We start from the raw sequence: 16,674 nt of genomic DNA, 5'->3' as shown, positions 1-16,674 counted from the left end.
ACGCAGAAGGATTTGAGCTGCGGGCCAGTCAAATGGAATTTTCCATCATCATGGTATGAGGTCCCTTGGAATCATCCATGGTGGTGGCGGATGTACTTTAGGAGTAACAGAGGTGTTTCAAGGCGTTATGGATAAGTTGAGAACCTTATTACTGGGTTTAACGCGGCGGCAGAAACGTGCCTTCCAGGTAGTGACCGACGTTTTTCTTGTCTGGTTTGCCCTTTGGATGGCCTTTGTCGTTCGTTTGGGGATTGATGAGCTGATCAATCCTTTCACTGAATACCTATGGCTATTCCTGAGCGCCACGGTCATCGCTATTCCGCTGTTTGTACGGTTTGGTATGTACCGTGCAGTCATGCGCTATTTTGGAAACGATGCGCTGATCGCAATTATCAAGGCCGTCAGCCTGTCATCGTTGATTCTCGCGCTGGTTGTTTACTGGAGCGGCAACCATCAGTTGTTTGTTCCACGCTCGGTCATCTTCAATTACTGGTGGTTGAGCATGGTCATGATCGGGGGGCTACGCCTCGCGATGCGCCAGTATTTCCTGGGAGACTGGTTCGCGGCTGCGCAACATGTTCCTTTTACCAATCGAGATGATGGACTGCCGAAGGTGGCCATCTATGGTGCGGGGGCAGCCGGTAATCAATTGGTTGCTGCATTGCGCATGGGGAGGCTGTTGCGTCCTGTCGCCTTTATTGATGATGACAGCAGCATTGCCGATCGTGTGATTTCAGGCTTGCATGTCTATAAGCCAAAGCATATCCAGCAGATGGTTGACGTCACCGGTGCCCAGCAGATTCTTCTCGCCATTCCGTCTGCCAATCGTGGGCGCCGCCGGGAGATATTGACCTTCCTGGAGGGGTTCGCACTCCATGTGCAAAGCGTGCCCGGTTTTATGGATTTGGCCAGCGGGCGAGTGAAAGTCGATGATATCCAGGAAGTTGATATTGCTGACTTGTTGGGCCGTGACTCTGTCCCTCCTCAGGACGAGCTGCTTGAACATTGCATCAAGGAGCAGTCGGTTCTTATAACCGGGGCGGGCGGTTCAATCGGGTCTGAGCTTTGCCGGCAGATTCTCACGCTGCAACCCACGACACTGCTGTTGTATGAGCATAGCGAGTTCAATCTCTACAGCATCCTGCAAGAGCTTGAGCAGCGAATCGTGCGTGAGTCGCTTTCAGTTAAGTTATTGCCAATCCTGGGTTCTGTGCGCAATCAGGAAAAGCTCTTTGACGTCATGAAAACCTGGCGCGTGAACACGGTCTACCATGCGGCGGCTTACAAGCATGTACCGATGGTCGAGCATAATATTGCTGAAGGCGTGCTGAATAATGTGATGGGCACGCTGAGCGCCGCGCAAGCCTCTTTACGCGCCAATGTGGCGAACTTCGTGCTGATTTCTACTGATAAGGCAGTGCGTCCCACCAATGTAATGGGAAGCACCAAGCGTCTCGCAGAAATGACACTGCAGGCGCTCAGCAGTGAAATTGCTCCGGTGCTTTTCGGTGAGACTTCGAATGTTTCCCGTGTGAACAAGACCCGCTTTACCATGGTGCGGTTCGGCAATGTGCTGGGCTCATCAGGATCAGTGATCCCGTTGTTCCACAAGCAAATCAAATCCGGTGGCCCGCTGACGGTTACGCACCCCAAGATTACCCGGTATTTCATGAGCATCCCTGAAGCCGCTCAATTGGTTATCCAGGCGGGCTCCATGGGGCTGGGCGGTGACGTATTTGTTCTGGATATGGGCGAGCCGGTGAAAATCGTCGAGCTGGCCGAGAAGATGGTGCACCTTTCCGGCTTGAGTATTCGCTCTGATAAAAATCTTCAAGGTGACATCTCCATTGAGTTTACGGGGCTGCGTCCCGGCGAAAAACTTTATGAGGAACTGTTGATCGGCGACAACGTAGTCACGACGCCGCACCCGATGATTATGAGTGCCAATGAAGACTACTTGCCCTGGGAGGTGTTGAAGGGCCGATTAACGGAGCTGCTCAGCGCCGTTGAACAGGATGACTACACGCGTGTGCGTCAGTTGCTGCGCGAAACGGTCAGCGGCTATTCCCCGGACGGTGAAATCGTCGACTGGATCTACCAGCAGCGTCGTCTTGAGCCCTGAGCTCACACCCTGTAACTCACCCATTTTTGACTCTCCCCAAACATCGCCTAAGTTTGAAAAGCAGCTTCGGAAAAGCTGCTTTTCCCTTATCGATGTCATGGAGTGTCACCTATGCGTAAAGCTTATTTCTCATCCTTTGTCTTTGCCTTTCTTGCCAGCCTCTCCCTAGCCACTACTGCCGCACCTTCCACCAAACCCGAAACGCCAACCTCCATTTCCACACAAATGACCAAGGTCGACCACACCACCAAGGTCAGCCTCAACTCCGCAGACGCCGAAACCCTGCGCCGGGACCTCTTCGGCATTGGCGCAGCCAAAGCCAAAGCCATCGTCGCTTACCGCGAAACCAACGGGCCCTTCACTGCGATAGATGAGTTGCTGGAAGTAAAAGGTATCGGCAAGGCATTGCTGGAGAAGAACCGCGACAGGCTTGAGGTCAATTGAACATCTGAAAAGCAGGCGAGGAGGCCGGTCATTGACCGGCTTTCTTCTGGCCGCAGAACCCCGCTTTCAAGCTCCCCCGCACCACATCAAGAATCCGCGTGGCCAATTCGGCGCTCTCCACACTTCTTGCCAACACCAACGCTCCCACCAGCGTCGACATCAGCACAAGGCCCTGTTCGCGGGCATTCGGGCTCTCGAGGGCGGCTTCGACCTGCTTGAGCCGGGCGTTAAGCACCTCATCCGTCGTCCTGCTGTTCTGCCCGCGCAACCCCAGCTCGGAAGACATCGTGGGCAGCGGGCACCCCTCATGAGGTGACGTCTGATGCCATTGCGACAGGTAGCTATCAATGAACGCGTCCAACGGTCGCTGTTGGCTGAACAGCTTTTTGCAATGTTCATCCAGTTGAGCTGCGGCCTCTTGCAACGCCTTTTCCACCAACTCGTCCTTTGACCTGAAGTGCGCGTAAAACCCGCCATGCGTCAGGTTCAGCGACTTCATCAGCGGCTGCAGGCCGGTCGCACCAATGCCGTCGCGGCGAAAGCGTACCGAGGCCTCCTTGATGATGCGCTGGTGGGTTTGAGCTTTGTGGTCTTGTGAATAGCGCATGGGAAGGCCTCCGAAACATCAGGCCATATTAACCAAGCTTCGCTGGGCATACGCGGGTGTTTACAAAATTGTGCGGCTCAACGGGGAGCCGCTTCAGTCTCAGCGATCCTGCGCATCCTTGGCGTCCGCTTGGGCATTGCGTTCTGCCACGCGCTTACGTTGTTCATCAGTCAATTCAACCTTGTTGGCGCTGTCTCGCAGCATCAACAAACCACCGACGATCGAACCGATCGCGACCACTAAAATCAACCAGGCATACCACGGCATAGGGCTCTCCTTGAGGCAGCAAACCGTGGGGAAATTTCCCACGGTAATGACTGCTTTGAGTAACGGGCTTTCTTAGTAGTTCATTGTAGGCCCGTTCTGCCCCGGTAGCCTTACAGCCCGGTCAACATAGCGTCCGCCGGTGCATCGGCGCGGTCTTGCGCGGTCAGTTGGAAGTACACAAAACCCACCACCATGAAGCCCAGGAAGATCAGCCCGATCAGCGCGTTGAACCACGCCATGGCCACCAGGCAGACCACGGCCAGTACCAGCGCAATCCCCGGCACGATTGGATAGCCCGGGGCGCGGAAGGTCCGCTCCAGCAGTGGCTCGGTCTTGCGCAGTTTGAACAGGCTGAGCATGCTCATGATGTACATGACGATGGCACCGAACACCGCCATGGTGATCATCGCGGCGGTCAGGGTCATGCCGCCCAGGTTGATCAGCCCGTCGCTGTAGATGGCGGCGATGCCGACGATGCCGCCGGCGATGATTGCCCGGTGCGGCGTCTGGAAGCGCGACAGTTTGGCGAGGAAGGAGGGCAGGTAGCCCGCGCGCGCCAGGGCGAAGAATTGGCGGGAGTAACCCAGGATGATCCCGTGGAAGCTGGCCACCAGGCCGAACAGGCCGATCCACACCAGCATGTGCAGCCAGCCCGAGCTGTCGCCGACCACGGTTTTCATCGCCTGGGGCAGCGGGTCGTTGATGTTCGACAGGGTGCGCCAGTCACCCACGCCACCGGCAAAGAACATCACGCCCATGGCCAGAATCACCAGGGTGAGGATGCCGCTGATGTAGGCCTTTGGAATAGTGCGCTTGGGATCTTTCGCCTCTTCGGCCGCCATGGCGGCGCCTTCGATGGCGAGGAAGAACCAGATGGCAAAGGGTATGGCCGCAAACATTCCGGCGATCGCCGGTGCGCCGAAGGTGTCGGAGCCGGCCCAGCCGTTGAGGGCGAAGTTGCTGAAGCTGAAGGCAGGAGCGACCACGCCCATGAACACCAGCAACTCGGCCACGGCAAGCACGCAGACCACCAATTCAAAGGTGGCGGCGAGCTTCACCCCGAGGATGTTCAGGCCCATGAACACAATGTAGGCGCCGACGGCCGCATGTTTCGGATCGAGGGCCGGAAACTGCACGTTCAGGTACGCGCCGATGGCCAGGGCGATCGCGGGTGGGGCGAAGACGAACTCGATCAGCGTCGCCAACCCGGCAATCAAGCCACCTTTCTCGCCGAACGCCCGGCGGCTGTAGGCAAAAGGGCCGCCAGCATGAGGAATCGCGGTGGTCAGCTCGGTGAAACTGAATATAAAGCAGGTGTACATGGCGGCGACCATCAACGAGGTCACCAGGAAGCCCAATGTTCCCGCCACGCCCCAGCCATAGCTCCAGCCGAAATACTCTCCGGAAATCACCAGCCCGACTGCGATGCCCCACAAATGCAGAGTGCCCAAGGTGGGTTTGAGTTGTGTGTTCATCGTGTAGCGCTCCCTGAACGGTTTGGAATGTTTCAGGGCATTGCAGCGGACATGCCATTAACCAAAGCCGTGTCGTAAAGGCGCCGAACTGTCGCCGAGGGAACGGTTTGGCGTTTGAATCATTTCAAGCGCTGCACCAGATAAGGGCGTTGGTGTCTGGTCTGACGCTATCGCGGGCAAGCCCGGCTCCCACATTTGAAGTGCATACCCCCCGTAAACCCCGCATAAACCCACTCTTTACGCCGTCTTTACGCCCCACCCATACCGTCGCTCTCGTTCCTTTACGCCACTCCTGCGGACAATCCTCCTACACGCGGCAGTCGCCGCACGACGGAGAAACTTCCATGAGCGTTCTGGACGGGGTGTCACTGCTGTTGGCTGTGGCGCTGTTCATTTATCTGCTGGTTGCGCTGTTACGCGCGGATCGGAACTAGGAGCAGGCTATGCACAGTTATGACTATTGGCTGATCATCGCCTTCTTTGCCTTGGTGCTGATTCCGGCACCGGCCCTGGGGCGGTTCTACTACAAGGTAATGGAAGGGCAGCGAACCTGGCTCACGCCGGTGTTCGGCCCGGTCGAGCGCGTGTGCTATCGCCTTTCGGGTGTCGATGCAGACCAGGAACAGAGCTGGCAGAAATACGCGCTGGCGTTGCTGGCGTTCAACCTTGCCGGTTTCTTGCTGCTGTTCGCGATCCTGCTGTTCCAGCAATACCTGCCGCTGAACCCGCAGAAATTGCCGGGTCAGGAATGGACCCTGGCGTTCAACACCGCCATCAGTTTCATGACCAACACCAACTGGCAGAACTACAGCGGTGAAGCGTCCCTGAGCTACCTCAGTCAGATGGTCGGCCTCACCGTGCAGAACTTCGTCAGTGCCGCCACCGGCCTCGCCGTACTGGTCGCGTTGTGCCGTGGGATCGGTCGCAAATCCACCAAGACTTTGGGCAACTTCTGGGTCGACATGACTCGCGCCACGCTCTACGGCCTGTTGCCGTTGTGCCTGGTGTTCGCGTTGTTCCTGGTCTGGCAGGGCGTGCCACAAACCTTCGCTCACTATGTGAACGCGGTCACCATGCAGGGCGTTGACCAGGTCATCCCACTGGGCCCGGCTGCCAGCCAGATTGCGATCAAGCAACTGGGCACCAACGGTGGTGGCTTCTTCGGCGTCAACTCGGCGCATCCGTTCGAAGACCCGACTGCCTGGGCCAACCTGTTTGAGCTGGGCGCGATCATCCTGATTCCGGTGGCGCTGGTGTTCACCTTTGGCCACTACGTGAAAGATCTGCGTCAGAGCCGGGCGATCCTCGGTTGCATGCTGGCCTTGTTCATCATCGGCGGCGCAACCGCCATGTGGGCCGAATACCAGCCCAACCCGGCGCTGAACAACCCGGCGGTTGAACAGGCCGCGCCGCAGGAAGGTAAGGAAGCGCGCTTCGGCACCACTGGCACCGTGTTGTGGTCGGTGGCTACCACCGCCGCGTCCAACGGTTCGGTCAACGGTATGCAAGACAGCCTCAACCCCCTGAGCGGGATGGTGTCGCTGGTCAACATGATGGTCGGCGAAGTGATCTTCGGCGGCGTCGGTGCCGGCATGTACGGCATGTTGCTCAACGTGTTGATTGCGGTGTTCCTCGCCGGTTTGATGATTGGCCGTACACCGGAATACCTCGGCAAGAAACTCCAGGCCAAGGAAGTGCAGTTGCTGGTGGTGACCTTGCTGGTCATGCCGGTGGGCACCCTGGTACTGGGCGCCATCGCTGCGACCCTGCCGGGCCCGGCCGGCGCCATCAGTAACCCTGGCCCCCACGGTTTCAGCCAGTTGCTGTACGCCTACACCTCGGCCAGTGCGAACAACGGTTCGGCGTTTGGCGGCTTCAGCGCCAACACCACGTTTCACAACCTGATGATGAGCCTGTCGATGTTGCTTGGCCGCTTCGGCTACATCCTCCCTGTACTGGCCCTGGCCGGCAGCCTGGCGATGAAGAAGACCGCACCGATTGGCCAGAACAGCTTCCCGACCCACGGCCCGCTGTTCGTGACCCTGTTGACCGTGACCATTTTGCTGGTGGGCGGCCTGACCTTCCTGCCGACGCTGGCACTTGGGCCTATCGCTGAACATCTGAGCATGGGCTTCTAAGGGGATATGAAAATGAATATGCCTGCAAAAAACGCGGCTCCCGTGAAAACCCAGGAGCCAGCCAAGACCGCAATGTCGGCCCTGTGGCGCCCGGCGCTGGTCCAGGCGTTCGTCAAGCTGGACCCGCGCCAGCTGCAACGCTCGCCGGTGATGCTGGTGGTCGAACTGACCGCGATCCTCACCACCATCCTGTGCTTCGTGCCGGAGGTGGCCGTACCGACCTACGTCTCCGTGCAAATCGCCGTGTGGCTGTGGTTCACCGTGCTGTTTGCCAACTTCGCCGAAGCCTTGGCTGAAGGCCGCGGCAAGGCCCGCGCCGACAGCCTCAAGGCCGGCAGCGAGGGCCTCAGCGCCCGCCGCAAGGAAGCCGACGGCAGCTTCAAGGTCGTGCCGGCCACCAGCCTGCGCAAAGGTGATGTGGTACGCGTGGTCGCCGGGGAAATGATCCCGGGTGACGGCGAAGTCATCGAAGGGATTGCCGCGGTCAACGAAGCGGCCATCACCGGTGAATCGGCCCCGGTTATCCGTGAATCCGGCGGCGACCGCTCGGCCGTCACCGGCAACACCCGCCTGGTCTCGGACTGGTTGATGATTCGCATCACCGCCAACCCGGGCGAGTCGACCCTGGACCGCATGATCGCCCTGGTGGAAGGCGCCAAGCGCCAGAAAACCCCCAACGAAATCGCGCTGGACATCCTGCTGATCGGACTGACGCTGATCTTCCTGCTGGTGGTGGTGACCCTGCAGCCGTTCGCCCACTTCGCCAATGGCAACCTGCCGCTGGTGTTCCTGGTGGCGCTGCTGGTCACGCTGATCCCGACCACCATCGGCGGCCTGTTGTCGGCCATCGGTATTGCCGGCATGGACCGCCTGGTGCGCCTCAACGTGATCGCCAAATCCGGTCGCGCGGTGGAGGCGGCGGGGGACGTGCACGTGCTGTTGCTGGACAAGACCGGCACCATCACTTTCGGTAACCGTCGTTGCACCAACGTGATCGCCGCGCCGGGTGTCAGCGGCAAGGAACTGGCCGAGGGCGCGCTGCTGGCATCCCTGGCGGACGACACGGCCGAAGGTAAGTCCATCGTCGAATACCTGCGCGGCCAGCACCCACAAGCCGAGCCGTCGACGGATGAGCTGACCTCGGTACCGTTCAGCGCGGAAACCCGCCTGTCCGGCGTCGACTACCAGGGCCGTGTGTTCCGTAAGGGCGCCGTGGATTCGCTGCTGGCGTTCATTGGCCTGCAACGCCGCGACCTGCAACCGGCGCTGTCGCGGGAAATCGACAAGATCGCCCAGAGCGGCGGCACGCCGTTGCTGGTGTGTGCCGACGGCAAGTTGCTCGGCGCGATTCACCTCAAGGACGTGGTCAAGCCCGGCATCCGCGAACGGTTTGCCGAGCTGCGCAAGCTGGGGATTCGCACGGTGATGGTGACCGGCGACAACCCGCTGACCGCCGCCGCGATTGCCGCTGAAGCCGGCGTGGATGACGTGCTGGCCGAGGCTACTCCGGAGAAAAAACTCGCGCGCATTCGTCACGAACAGAACGATGGTCGCCTGGTTGCGATGTGCGGCGACGGCGCCAACGACGCCCCGGCGCTGGCCCAGGCTGACGTCGGCATGGCAATGAACGACGGCACGCAAGCCGCCCGTGAAGCGGCCAACATGGTCGACCTCGACAGCGACCCGACCAAGCTGCTGGACGTGGTGCAGATCGGCAAGGAATTGCTGGTGACCCGTGGTGCGCTGACCACCTTTTCCATTGCCAACGACGTGGCCAAGTACTTCGCGATCCTGCCGGCGCTGTTCGCCTCGATCTACCCGCAACTGGGTGTGCTCAACGTGATGCACCTGCAAAGCCCGCAGAGCGCGATCCTCTCGGCCATCGTGTTCAACGCGCTGATCATCGTGGTGCTGATCCCGCTGGCGCTGCGCGGTGTGCGCGTACAGGCGGCGAGTGCGGCGGCATTGCTGCGTCGCAACCTGCTGATCTACGGCCTGGGCGGGATCGTGGTGCCGTTCGTGGGCATCAAGGCGATCGACATGCTGTTGACCGCGCTGCACCTGGTTTGACTCGATGCCCGCAGGTACCGGCAAACCGGTGCCTGCAGGTTGCAATGACCGAATTGAGGAATTTGAAATGTCCAACATTATCCGCCCGGCCCTGAGCCTGCTGGTGTTGATGAGCCTGATCACCGGCGTGGCCTATCCCCTGGTTGTTACCGGCGTGGCGCAAGTCGCGTTCCCTGACCAGGCCAACGGCAGCCTGGTGCACGATGCCAGCGGCAAGGTTCGCGGTTCGAGCCTGATTGCCCAGGATTTCACCGGTGACGGCTGGTTCCACCCACGGCCATCTGCCGGTGCGTTTGCTACGGTTTCCAGCAGCGCCAGCAACCTCGGCCCAAGCAACCCAGCACTGGCCACTCGTGTATTTGACGATGCCAAGAAAATGCTGGTGCCAGACCAGGGACCGGTGCCGATGGCGTTGCTGACTACCTCCGGCAGCGGTCTTGATCCACACTTGCCACCGCAGGCAATTGCCTATCAACTGGCCCGGGTAGCCGCCGCACGTAATCTGCCGGTGGCGACCCTGCAGCGCTTGATGGACGAGCACATCGAAAGCCCGCTGGTGGGGCCGCCGGTGGTGAACGTGCTGGCACTGAATATGGCCCTGGAAAAACTGTAAGCCGTGGCGCCGCTTTCGCGAGCAAGCCCGCTCCCACATTCGACTGAGTTTCACCTTTGGAATGCGGTCAAATGTGGGAGCGGGCTTGCTCGCGAAGGCGGACTCAAGAAACCCACATCAACACCTGAAGGAAGACCGCCCGCATGAGCGACTCCGGCCGCGCCGATGCCCTGTTAGCCGATCTACCCCGGGACGGCCATGGCCGGCTCAAAGTCTTCCTCGGCGCCGCCCCGGGCGTGGGCAAGACCTACGCCATGCTCCAGGCTGCCCACACCCAGCTGCGCCAGGGCGTGCGGCTGATCGCCGGCGTGGTGGAAACCCACGGCCGCGCCGAGACCGAAGCCTTGCTCAGCGGCTTGCCACAACAGCCGCTGCTGCGTTCCGAATACCGCGGCGTGATGCTGGAGGAAATGGACCTCGACGGCCTGCTCGCCGCCAAGCCCAAACTGGTGCTGGTGGACGAACTGGCCCACAGCAACGCCCCCGGCAGCCGCCACGAAAAACGCTGGCAAGACATCCAGGAATTGCTCTCGGCGGGCATCAACGTCTTCACCACGGTCAACGTCCAGCACCTGGAAAGCCTCAACGACCAGGTGCGCGGCATTACCGGCGTGCAAGTGCGCGAGACCTTGCCCGACTGGGTCTTGCAGGAAGCCGATGAACTGCTGCTGATCGACCTGCCATCCCGGGAACTGCTGGAGCGCCTGCGGGACGGCAAGGTGTACGTGCCGGAACAGGCCCGTGCTGCCATCGATGCCTTCTTCACCCAGACCAACCTCATGGCCCTGCGCGAGCTGGCGATGCAAACCGCGGCGGCCCATGTCGACGATGACCTGGCCCAGGGTTATCGCCAATTGGGCCAGGCCGCACCGGCTGTGCGTGGCCGCTTGCTGGTGGGCGTGGACGGCGATGCCCAGGCCGAACGCCTGGTGCGTCATGCCAGCCGCGTAGCCCAGCGTCGGCATTTGCCGTGGAGCCTGGTGCATGTGGATAACGGCCGGGTGCGGGATGAACAATCGCGCCTGCGTCTGCAAAACGCCCAGCAACTGGCCGAGCGTCTTGGCGGTGAAGTGGTGTTGCTGCGAGCGGGGGAGGTGGCCAAGACCCTGATCCAGCACGCCGCCGAGCGTCGCGCCAGCTTGATTCTGGTGGGGCAGTCCCGGCCGCGCTGGCGGCGCAATCTGTTTGGTGGCGGCTTGGCGGCACGCCTGCTGCGCAATGCACGGGGCCTGGAAATCAACGTCCTCGACAGCGACGAAGTTCCGGCCCCTCCGCGCCTGCCGGATGTGCGTGGGCTGGTGTGGTTTGACTATGCCCTGGCGGTGGTGGCGACCGTGATCGCGGCCGCAGTCGCATGGGGTGTCGCCAGTGCCTTGCCGTTGCCGAATATCTCGCTGGTGTTCCTCGCCGCCGTATTGCTGGTGGCGGTGCGCAGTAGCCTGGGGCCGGCGCTGGCGTGTGCGGCGCTGTCATTCCTGAGCTACGACTTCCTGTTCATCCCGCCGAATTTCTCCTTCGCGATCCAGCGTGAAGAAGACGTGCTGACGCTGTTGTTCTTCCTGCTGATGGCGGCGCTCACCGGTAATCTCGCTGCACGCCAGCGCCGGCAGTTGCAGGCGCTGCGCGATACCCAGGAAGAAACCACCGAGCTGCTCGACCTGTCCCGCAAACTCACCGCCGCCACCGATCGCCAGGCAGTGATCAGTGCCGCCGCGCATCATCTGGAAGGCTGGAGCGACCTGCAATTGTGCCTGCTCAACCGCGACGGGCAGGGCGACTGGAAGGTCGAGACCGGAGGCCCGATCACCTTTACCGAAGCCGAACGCGCCGCCGCCGACTGGGCCTGGCAGCACGATCAGCCGGCCGGCATGGGCACCGGCACCTTGCCGTTCGGGCGCTGGTGGTGGTGGCCGTTGTCGAGCGAAGAAGGCCCGTTGGGCCTGCTGGGGGTCAGCCCGAAGGCCGGGCTTGAACTGAGCGGCCAGCGCCGTCGCCTGCTCACGGCCTTGAGCCAGCCATTGGCCCAGGCCCTGGCCCGTGCGCAGCTCGGCCAGGAACTGGAAGCGGCACGCCTGCACGGTGAAACCGAGCAATTGCGCAGCGCCTTGCTGGCTTCGGTGTCTCACGATTTGCGCACACCGCTGACCTCCATGCGTGGCAGCATCGACAGCCTGCTGGCCCTCGGCGAGGCGATTCCCCTGGAAGATCGCCGGGAGCTGCTGGAAGGCACTCGCGATGAGGCTGAGCGCCTGGATCGCTACATCCAGAACCTGCTGGACATGACTCGCCTGGGTCACGGCGCCCTGAAGCTGGCGCGGGACTGGGTGTCACCCGGCGATATCGTCGGCAGCTCCCTGGGCCGCTTGCGTGCGGTATTGGCGCCGCTGCAGGTGATCACCGACGTGCCGCCCGAGCTGCCGCTGCTCTACGTGCATGCCGCGTTGATCGAGCAAGCACTGGTCAACGTACTGGAAAATGCCGCACGCTTCTCGCCGCCACAAGGCCGGCTGAAACTCAGCGCGGGCGTGCAGGATAACCAGTTGTTTTTTGCTGTTGCCGATGAGGGACCGGGGATTCCCGAGGAGGAGCGGGCGAAAATTTTCGATATGTTCTACACCGCCGCCAGGGGGGATCGCGGCGGGCAGGGCACCGGGCTCGGCCTGGCGATCTGCCAGGGCATGGTCGGCGCCCACGGCGGGCATATCAGTGTGGCCGACGGCATTGAGGGCCGTGGCACCTGCATCACTTTATTCCTGCCATTGCAGGCCCAGCCTGGCCTGGAAAGCGACCCTTGAGCTACCCTCTTTTCTTCACGGATTTTGATTGGACACCATGAGCCAGACTGCGACGATTTTGGTCATTGACGACGAACCGCAGATCCGCAAGTTCTTGCGTATCAGCCTGGCCTCCCAGGGCTACAAAGTGATCGAGGCCGGCACCGGCAACGAAGGCCTGGCGCAGGCCGCCTTGAGTAAACCGGACCTGCTGGTGCTTGACCTCGGCCTGCCGGACATGGACGGCCAGCAGGTGCTGCGCGAGTTTCGTGAGTGGTCCACGGTACCGGTACTGGTGTTGTCGGTGCGAGCCAGTGAAGTGCAAAAAGTCGAGGCGCTGGACAACGGCGCCAATGACTATGTGACCAAGCCATTTGGCATCCAGGAGTTTCTTGCACGGGTGCGGGCGTTGTTGCGCCAGGCGCCGGCGGGGGAGGCCCAGGAAGCGGCGTTGCGCTTTGGCCCGCTGACGGTAGACCTGGCTTATCGGCGGGTGCTGCTGGACGGTGTCGAAGTGGCGCTGACCCGCAAGGAATACGCGGTGCTGGCGCAACTGGCGCGGCATCCCGGGCGGGTGATCACCCAGCAGCAACTGCTCAAGGATATCTGGGGGCCGACCCATACCGAAGACAGCCATTACCTGCGGATTGTGGTGGGGCATCTGCGCCAGAAACTGGCGGATGATCCGACCCAACCACGGTTTATCGTGACTGAGGCCGGTGTTGGGTATCGGCTATTGAACACCGAAGCCTGAAGCGTTAGCTCACCTGTGGCGAGGGAGCTTGCTCCCGCTGGGCTGCGCAGCAGCCCCAGAATCCTGGGAGCGCTTCGCACTCCAGCGGGAGCAAGCTCCCTCGCCACACAAGCCCTGCTTATCAAACCTCAGTGTTGCTCGCTCTCGTAACGATCCAGCGTATCGCTCGCGATCTCCCGCCCCAGCGCGATCAACTCCGGCGCTTTGTAAAACTCGAAAAACCGGCACACGCGCTTCGGCACGTTGATCAGAATATCCGGCGGATACCCGGCGATCTTGTACTGCGCCAATGACGTCTGCATCACCTCAAAGCTCTGGTTGATCAAATCCAGCAGCGATGCAGGCCCCACGTTATCGATGATGAACGAGCCGGTCGCCGACTTTGGCGCCCCGGCCTTTTCCGGTGCCGCCGCCGGTTGTTGCGCCTCGGGTTCGGCAGAGTCCAGCCACGGGTTGATGTCGGCAGCCTGGGCCAGCAGCGCTTCCTGTTCCAGCATCAACAACTGCTCGGCCTGCTTGCGCCGAAACGGCAAGTGCGAGCCCAGTGAACGCACCAGGTTGTCGAAGCGGCTCCTGAACGCCGGCGGACGCTGGATCACCGGAAGCTTGTAGTGCTTCTGGTTGGTAGAGTTGAGGTTGACCGCAATGATCAGGTCGCAGTGGCTCGACACCACCGGCACGATCGGCAGAGGGTTCAGCAAGCCGCCGTCCACCAGCATGCGATTGCCCTGCATCACCGGGGTGAACAGGCTGGGAATCGCCGCCGAGGCCCGCATGGCCTGGTGCAGGCAGCCTTCCTGGAACCAGATTTCCTGCTGGTTGGTCAGGTCCGTGGCCACGGCGGTGTAGGGAATGCGCAGGTCTTCGATATTGATCTCGCCGACGATCTTGCGGATCTGCCCGAACACCTTCTCGCCACGAATCGCCCCCAGGCGAAAGCTCACGTCTACCAGGCGCAGTACGTCCAGGTAGTCGAGGCTTTCGATCCAGTTTCGGTACTCTTCCAGCTTGCCCGCGGCATAGATCCCACCCACCACGGCGCCCATGGAGCAACCGGCAATGCAGGCGATGTCGTAGCCGCGTTTTTCGATTTCCTCGATCACGCCGATATGGGCGTAGCCCCGGGCGCCGCCGGAGCCCAGCACCAATGCAACACGTTTCTTCATGACCTGATCCTTCGTAAAACAGGTGACCACAATGCACCCATCGAGGGGCGCGCTTCAATCATCACTGTCACAACCGATTATTTTCGCGAGCGGGCCACCACGCTCGGGTATGCTCTGGCAATCGGGACTGCGGATTCAGGCAGTCGGATAAGGCACTTTTCGGTGTAGGCAACGTCTACACCTGTGACTGTTTTTTCTTTTCTTGAGGTGTCATTTGATGAAAGCCTGGATGTGTGTGCCTGTGATCGTGTTGGCCCTGGCCGGTTGTGCCGGGAAAACCGCTTATCGCGACAGCTGCGGCACGCAACTGGATGCTGCGTGGCACGAGCTGGACCTGGCCAAGGCCGAAGGTTTCGCCGGCACCGTGAGTTACTCCAAGGCTCTGTCGTTGTTGACTGGCGCCAAGACCCAGCAGCAGTTCGAAGCCTTCGAAGGCTGCTCGACCAAGGCCGAGAAAGCCCGCTTCTATATTCGTGAGTCGCGCGCCGGGCGCTAACCCCGCGTAGCAGTTGTCGAGTGCAACGAGGTTGCGTCGGCGGCCTCAAGCCCGAAGGTTTAATCATTGAGGAGGAAAGGATGTCAGCCTTGGTCGATCAGCTAGTCGCGCAGGTCATCGGCCTGGAAGTTGGGTTACTGAGCTGCCAGGCGCGCCTCGCCGCCGTCACGGACGACGAGGCCCTGCATGATCTGCGCACCACGGTGCGGCGCTTGCGCAGCCTGTTGCGGCCATTGCGTGGGTTGCCCGGTGTCGAGCAACTCGAGGCGGCCGCCAGTGCCGTCGGCCAACTGACCACGCCGTTTCGCGACCGCGAAGTGCTGGCGGCGTACCTCCACCAACACGGCCATCATGAGGCGGCCGAGCGGCGTATCCGGCAGCAGCCGGCCACCTACCGCTCGGTTGCACAAGGGCCTGAGCTGGCGCAACTGCTGTTGATCCTCGAAGCATTCCCCCGCTTTATCCGCGCCTCCCAACGGCAGAAATTGCTCAATGGCCTGCGCACGCGCATTGAAAAACGCCTGGCCAAGCAATGGAAGAAGCTCGGCGAAGCGCTGCACGACCCCAACCACGACCGTCATCGCCTGCGCCTGTTGATCAAGCGCGTGCGTTATGCGGCCGAGGCTTATCCCGAGCTGAACAAGCTACCGCCCAAAGCCATATCGCGTCTCAAGGCGGCCCAGGGCGCCCTGGGTGATTGGCACGATTGCTGGCAATGGCTGGCGCAAGCCGGGCACGAGCCCGATTTGCAGCCGTGCGTGCCTGGTTGGCACCGCACCATGGCCGAGGCGGAAGGGCAGGCGGATCGGGTTTTGGACAAGTTGAACGCCGACTGCTTCGCTTGACCCTGCGACCTATCTGTCCGGGATTTTGGCCGGAATAGGCGCTGCGTGGTGTAGGCCGGCTGGTTAAGATCCCTCAACTCCTTTTTCAAGTTGAGACCGCCATGCGCTTTAGTGATTTGCTCGACGCTGCCCGCAGCCACCCGTTGGACGTTTCGATCCCGGCCGAATGGGCCCAGGGCCGCGCCAGCTTTGGCGGGCTGGTTGCGGCGTTGGAGTACGAGGCCTTGCGGGCGAAAGTCCCGGCGGATCGCCCGTTGCGCTCACTGGCGATCACCTTTGTGGGCCCGGTGGCGCCGGACGTGCCGGCCCGCTACGAAGTTGAAGTGCTGCGCGAAGGCAAGGCCGTCAGCCAAGTGCTGGGACGTGTGGTGCAGAACGGTGAAACGATGACCCTGGTGCAGGCCAGTTTTGGCGCATCACGGCCTTCGCAGATTGACGTCGCCGCCGAACCGGCGCCCACCTTCAAGCATTGGGATGAATGCCAGGAGTTGCCCTACATCAAAGGCGTGACGCCGGAGTTCATGCGCCACCTGGCGATGCGCTGGAGCGTCGGTGGCCTGCCGTTCACCGGCAATACATCCCGGGAGATGGGCGGCTGGGTGCGCTTGCGTGGCGATGTAAAAGAAGAGCCGCTGACCGAAGCGCACATCCTCGCGCTGGTGGATGCGTGGCCACCGTCGGTGTTGCCGCACCTGAAACAACCGGCGGCCGGCAGCACCCTGACCTGGACCATCGAATTTGTCCAACCGCTGCAAAACCTGAGCACCCTGGACTGGTGCCAATACCTGGTCCACATCGAGCACGCCCGCGATGGCTATGGTCATGCGGCTGCGCAGTTGTGGAGCCCCGACGGCCAGTTGATCGCTATCAGCCGCCAGTCGGTGGTGGTGTTCGCCTGAGTCC

The 16,674-nt window shown here is 61.4% G+C and carries 15 protein-coding genes; 11 read left to right on the top strand and 4 right to left on the bottom strand.

From position 1 onward, the window contains the following. The first annotated feature begins 127 nt into the window (after positions 1-127). Entirely contained in the window at positions 128-2,122 is a 1,995-nt protein-coding gene (locus HX869_RS09140; RefSeq protein ID WP_008437723.1) for a nucleoside-diphosphate sugar epimerase/dehydratase, read from the top strand. A 111-nt stretch (positions 2,123-2,233) separates the two neighbouring features. Then, complete coding sequence (locus HX869_RS09135; protein ID WP_008437725.1) at positions 2,234-2,566, top strand: ComEA family DNA-binding protein; 333 nt, start codon at positions 2,234-2,236, stop codon at positions 2,564-2,566. A 28-nt stretch (positions 2,567-2,594) separates the two neighbouring features. Here the strand turns inward: HX869_RS09135 and HX869_RS09130 are convergent, their stop codons facing one another. From HX869_RS09130 to eat, 3 genes are all read right to left on the bottom strand, one after another. Next, a complete protein-coding gene (locus HX869_RS09130; protein ID WP_178903007.1) occupies positions 2,595-3,173 on the bottom strand; it encodes a TetR/AcrR family transcriptional regulator in 579 nt (192 codons plus the stop codon). A 99-nt stretch (positions 3,174-3,272) separates the two neighbouring features. After that, positions 3,273-3,440: a DUF2897 family protein gene (locus HX869_RS09125; RefSeq protein ID WP_008437727.1), complete on the bottom strand. Its 168-nt coding sequence runs from the start codon at positions 3,438-3,440 to the stop codon at positions 3,273-3,275. A 110-nt stretch (positions 3,441-3,550) separates the two neighbouring features. Then, positions 3,551-4,915, bottom strand: coding sequence for an ethanolamine permease (gene eat, locus HX869_RS09120; protein ID WP_003218757.1), 1,365 nt, complete (start codon positions 4,913-4,915; stop codon positions 3,551-3,553). A 344-nt stretch (positions 4,916-5,259) separates the two neighbouring features. Between eat and kdpF the strand changes: the two genes are divergently transcribed. From kdpF to HX869_RS09090, 6 genes are all read left to right on the top strand, one after another. Beyond that, positions 5,260-5,349: a K(+)-transporting ATPase subunit F gene (gene kdpF / locus HX869_RS09115; protein ID WP_003218754.1), complete on the top strand. Its 90-nt coding sequence runs from the start codon at positions 5,260-5,262 to the stop codon at positions 5,347-5,349. 9 nt (positions 5,350-5,358) lie between these two features. Continuing rightward, entirely contained in the window at positions 5,359-7,053 is a 1,695-nt protein-coding gene (kdpA, locus tag HX869_RS09110) for a potassium-transporting ATPase subunit KdpA (RefSeq protein WP_178903006.1), read from the top strand. Between the two features lie 12 nt (positions 7,054-7,065). Beyond that, positions 7,066-9,123 carry a potassium-transporting ATPase subunit KdpB gene (gene kdpB, locus HX869_RS09105; RefSeq protein ID WP_003218752.1) on the top strand — a complete coding sequence of 686 codons (2,058 nt, stop codon included), beginning with the start codon at positions 7,066-7,068 and terminating at the stop codon, positions 9,121-9,123. A 67-nt stretch (positions 9,124-9,190) separates the two neighbouring features. After that, positions 9,191-9,736: a potassium-transporting ATPase subunit KdpC gene (gene kdpC, locus HX869_RS09100; RefSeq protein ID WP_003218751.1), complete on the top strand. Its 546-nt coding sequence runs from the start codon at positions 9,191-9,193 to the stop codon at positions 9,734-9,736. 143 nt (positions 9,737-9,879) lie between these two features. Continuing rightward, the gene (locus HX869_RS09095; RefSeq protein WP_178903005.1) at positions 9,880-12,531 is read left to right on the top strand and encodes a sensor histidine kinase KdpD; all 2,652 of its coding nucleotides are present in this window, start codon (positions 9,880-9,882) and stop codon (positions 12,529-12,531) included. A 37-nt stretch (positions 12,532-12,568) separates the two neighbouring features. Next, positions 12,569-13,264, top strand: coding sequence for a response regulator (locus HX869_RS09090; RefSeq protein ID WP_003218747.1), 696 nt, complete (start codon positions 12,569-12,571; stop codon positions 13,262-13,264). A 128-nt stretch (positions 13,265-13,392) separates the two neighbouring features. Here the strand turns inward: HX869_RS09090 and HX869_RS09085 are convergent, their stop codons facing one another. Then, positions 13,393-14,430 carry a patatin-like phospholipase family protein gene (locus HX869_RS09085; protein WP_087693690.1) on the bottom strand — a complete coding sequence of 346 codons (1,038 nt, stop codon included), beginning with the start codon at positions 14,428-14,430 and terminating at the stop codon, positions 13,393-13,395. A 217-nt stretch (positions 14,431-14,647) separates the two neighbouring features. On the opposite strand from HX869_RS09085, the gene HX869_RS09080 reads away from it, so the two are divergent. The 3 genes from HX869_RS09080 to HX869_RS09070 all read left to right on the top strand — a co-directional run bounded on the left by HX869_RS09080 (position 14,648) and on the right by HX869_RS09070 (position 16,670). Further along, on the top strand, positions 14,648-14,926 hold the full coding sequence (locus HX869_RS09080; RefSeq protein WP_003218744.1) for a hypothetical protein: 279 nt from the start codon (positions 14,648-14,650) through the stop codon (positions 14,924-14,926). An 80-nt stretch (positions 14,927-15,006) separates the two neighbouring features. Further along, positions 15,007-15,771, top strand: a complete 765-nt coding sequence (locus tag HX869_RS09075; protein ID WP_177036261.1) for a CHAD domain-containing protein — start codon at positions 15,007-15,009, stop codon at positions 15,769-15,771. A gap of 101 nt (positions 15,772-15,872) precedes the next feature. Further along, positions 15,873-16,670 carry an acyl-CoA thioesterase II gene (locus HX869_RS09070; protein WP_008437738.1) on the top strand — a complete coding sequence of 266 codons (798 nt, stop codon included), beginning with the start codon at positions 15,873-15,875 and terminating at the stop codon, positions 16,668-16,670. The last annotated feature ends 4 nt before the right edge of the window (positions 16,671-16,674 follow it).

It is taken from the genome of Pseudomonas sp. P7779 (assembly GCF_013386315.1).
GTDB lineage: Bacteria > Pseudomonadota > Gammaproteobacteria > Pseudomonadales > Pseudomonadaceae > Aquipseudomonas.
Note: the sequence above shows the minus strand (reverse complement) of the source record. Positions and strands in the feature narration are given on the sequence as shown.